A 3,244-nucleotide genomic window follows, 5' to 3' on the forward strand; every position below is an offset into this window, starting at 1 on the left:
CCCGGGCCGGATCCGCGCGTAGCAGCCCGATTCCAGCCGGCGCACCCCGCGGTGCAGCGTCTCGGGCTCGGGCACGTACTGCAGCACGGTGTAGTGCTGGACTGCCCGGTCGTCGAGGTCGGTGTCGAACCCGACCAACTCGGCCAGGTCCAGGAGGCACTTTTTCTCGCTGGCCACCGCCGTGCCGCCGGTGCCGGTGGCCATGAAGAGCGGCTTGATGCCGAAAGGGTCTCGGGCGCAGAACAATTCGAGGGTGGCGGTGTCCCACAGGGCGAAGGCGAACATGCCGCGCAGCCGGGTCAGCACGTCGGCGCCCCAGTAGTGGTAGCCGGCGACGATCGCCTCGCCGTCACCGTCGGTGGCGAAGGCCGCGCCGTGCGCGGCGGCCAGCTCGTCGCGTAGCTCGAGGTAGTTGTAGATCTCCCCGTTGAACACCAGGACGTAGCGATCCGGCGACTCCGGCGGGCCCCAGCGCAGCGGCTGGTGCGAGTGCGCGATGTCGATGATCGACAATCGGTTGAAGCCGAACACCACGCTTCCGTCGGCGCCCGGGTCGGTCCACGTGCCCGGCTCGTCGGGCCCGCGGTGGCGCATCAGATGCGACGCGCGCGCGATGGCGGCGTCGGCCCGGGCGGCGTCCGCCCTGTCGGGGGCAGCGAGGAACGCCAGCAGACCACACACGGCGCCCCAGTATGCCGCACCCGGCCGCCGATTGTGGTGGCGCACACCCGGGACGGGCCGGGGTTTCGTCGCCGCGGTCGGCGGCGTGGTCTACGCTGCGTAGTATTCGATATCCGAGCAGGAGGCGCCGACGTGACACCTCGCGAGCAGGTCCGTTCGCAACGTTTGTCGCAGGGCAGGTTTTGGGGCCGTTCCGGGGGCGTTCGGCAGGGACTGCCCCGTCGTCTGCGGCCGCTGGCGCTGGCCGCGACGTTCGGCGTGTTGGCGTTGACCCTGAGCGGATGCAGCTGGGAGGACGTGCTGGGACTGGGCTGGCCCAAGGGCATCACCCCGCAGGCCCACCTCAACCGTGAGCTGTGGCTCGGCGCCACCATCGCCTCGCTGGTCGTCGGCGTCATCGTGTGGGGTCTGATCTTCTGGGCGTCCGCCTTCCACCGCAAGAAGGCCACCGACACCGAGCTGCCCCGCCAGTTCGGCTACAACATGCCGCTGGAACTGGTCCTGACGGTGACGCCGTTCCTGATCATCTCGGTGTTGTTCTACTTCACCGTGGTGGTCCAGGAGAAGATGCTGCACATCGACAAGGACCCCGAGGTGGTGGTGGACGTCACCGCCTTCCAGTGGAACTGGAAGTTCGGCTATCAGCGCGTCGACTTCAAGGACGGCACGCTGACCTACGACGGCGCCGACCAGGCGCGCAAGAACGCGATGGTCTCCAAGCCCGAAGGCAAGGACGCCCACGGCGAGGAGCTCGTCGGGCCGGTGCGCGGGCTGAACACCTCCGACCGCACCTACCTGAACTTCGACAAGGTCGAGACCCTGGGAACCAGCGACGAAATCCCCGTGCTGGTGCTGCCGACCGGCAAGCGCATCCAGTTCCGGCTGGCCTCCGCGGACGTCGTTCACACGTTCTGGGTGCCGGAGTTCCTGTTCAAGCGCGACGTGATCCCCAACGCCGAGGCGAACAACTCGATCAACGTCTTCCAGGTGGACGACATCAGCAAGCCCGGGGCATTCGTGGGGCACTGCGCCGAGTTCTGTGGCACCTATCACTCGATGATGAATTTCGAGGTTAGGGTGGTGCCGCCCAACGACTTCAAGGCTTACCTGCAGCAGCGGATCGACGGAAAGAGCAACGCCCAGGCCTTGCAGGCAATCGGTCAGGCACCGCTCGCGGTGTCCACCCACCCGTTCGACACCCGCCGCGGCCAGTTGGCCGGAAGTCAGCAGTAGGTTAGGACACCAAATGCATATTGAAGCCAGGCTTTTCGAATTCGTCGCCGGGTTTTTCATTGTGGTTGCGGTGCTTTACGGGGTGCTGACAGCACTTTTCGCCACCGGCGGTGAGGAATGGGCGGGCACAACCGCGCTGGCGCTGACCGGCGGACTGGCGTTGATCGTGGCCACCTTCTTCCGGTTCGTCGCGCGCCGCATCGACACCCGGCCCGAGGACTACGAGGGCGCCGAGATCAGCGACGGAGCAGGTGAATTGGGCTTCTTCAGCCCGCACAGCTGGTGGCCGATCCTGATCGCGCTGTCGGCCTCGGTCAGCGCGGTGGGCATCGCGCTGTGGCTGCCGTGGCTGATCGCCGCGGGGGTGATGTTCGTCCTCGCGTCGGTCGCGGGACTGGTCTTCGAGTACTACGTGGGACCCGAGAAGCACTGATCCGCATGCGTTAAGGTCACAATCCGATCACGTGATCTGTGGCCGCTTCGCCAAGACTTCTTTGCCCCTCTCGGTTCGGTAATGTTTTGCCCAGGCAAATGACAATTTCTCAAGCGCGTGCGCAACGCTACGGCCGCCGGGCCCCGCGCGCTGGTGAGGCAGTCGGACAGGGCAGGCAAAGATGAGCGGGCCGAAACCCCCGGAATGGGAACCTGAGGAACCCGATTCCGTGAACGAGGCTCCCCACCAACCCGATTCCGATGGTGGGCCCGCGGACGGCCCCGAATCCGCGGGCGAACCCGGTCCCGACGACGAACTCGAGCCGTTCGACGACGGCGCCGAGCCGGCGGCCGAGCAGACCGGCCAGACCGACGCCTATTCGCGGGCCTATTCGGCCCCGGAGTCGGAGCACTTCATGAGCGGCCCCTACTTGCCGGCCGACCTCAGGCTCTACGACTACGACGCCTTCGACGAATCGGACGACACCGACGAGGAGCACGGCGCACCGCGCTGGCCGTGGGTGGTCGGGATCGCCGCCATCGTCGCCGCCATCGCGCTCGTCGTGATCGAGCAGTTGAGCCGGCTAACCCGGAAAAGGCTGGACGCCTCGACGGAGCCCACGTCGGACTGGGAGATGGGCGTCACGGTCATCGACCACGGGATGTACACGTTGTGCTGGGTGCGCCGCCGCCCCGACGCGTCGACGTAGGTCACCGAGATGATGTCGCCGGGCGCCTTGGTGCCGGTCACCGAGTAGGTCACCTGCCGCGGCCCCGCCGGGGTCGGCGGCGGCGGTGGCGGCGGCGCTGCCGCGGTCGAGGTGGCCGCGGCCGTCGCGCTGACGGACCTGGGGCGGGGCTTTCACAAGGCGGCCGGCGGCACGCATACCACCTCGTG

At 67.6% G+C, this 3,244-nt stretch carries 2 protein-coding genes and 3 pseudogenes; 3 read left to right on the forward strand and 2 right to left on the reverse strand.

Going from position 1 to position 3,244, the window contains the following annotated elements; all coding sequences use genetic code 11:
• Positions 1–681: pseudogene (locus A5692_RS21640) on the reverse strand (asparagine synthetase B); the annotation flags it as partial.
• Positions 682–813: 132 nt separating this feature from the next.
• On the opposite strand from A5692_RS21640, the gene A5692_RS21645 reads away from it, so the two are divergent.
• Both A5692_RS21645 and A5692_RS21650 read left to right on the forward strand, forming a co-directional pair.
• Positions 814–1,914, forward strand: a complete 1,101-nt coding sequence (locus A5692_RS21645) for a cytochrome c oxidase subunit II (protein ID WP_156766208.1) — start codon at positions 814–816, stop codon at positions 1,912–1,914.
• A 13-nt stretch (positions 1,915–1,927) separates the two neighbouring features.
• The gene (locus A5692_RS21650) at positions 1,928–2,347 is read left to right on the forward strand and encodes a cytochrome c oxidase subunit 4 (RefSeq protein WP_067920667.1); all 420 of its coding nucleotides are present in this window, start codon (positions 1,928–1,930) and stop codon (positions 2,345–2,347) included.
• Between the two features lie 456 nt (positions 2,348–2,803).
• On the opposite strand, the pseudogene A5692_RS28585 reads toward A5692_RS21650, so the two are convergent.
• Positions 2,804–3,178: pseudogene (locus A5692_RS28585) on the reverse strand (MmpS family transport accessory protein); the annotation flags it as partial.
• Between A5692_RS28585 and A5692_RS29215 the strand changes: the two are divergent.
• Positions 3,162–3,244 (forward strand): annotated as a pseudogene (locus A5692_RS29215) (DUF2561 family protein); the annotation flags it as partial. The pseudogenes A5692_RS28585 and A5692_RS29215 overlap by 17 nt on opposite strands.

The organism is Mycobacterium sp. E342, assembly GCF_001667665.1.
Classification (GTDB): Bacteria; Actinomycetota; Actinomycetes; order Mycobacteriales; family Mycobacteriaceae; genus Mycobacterium.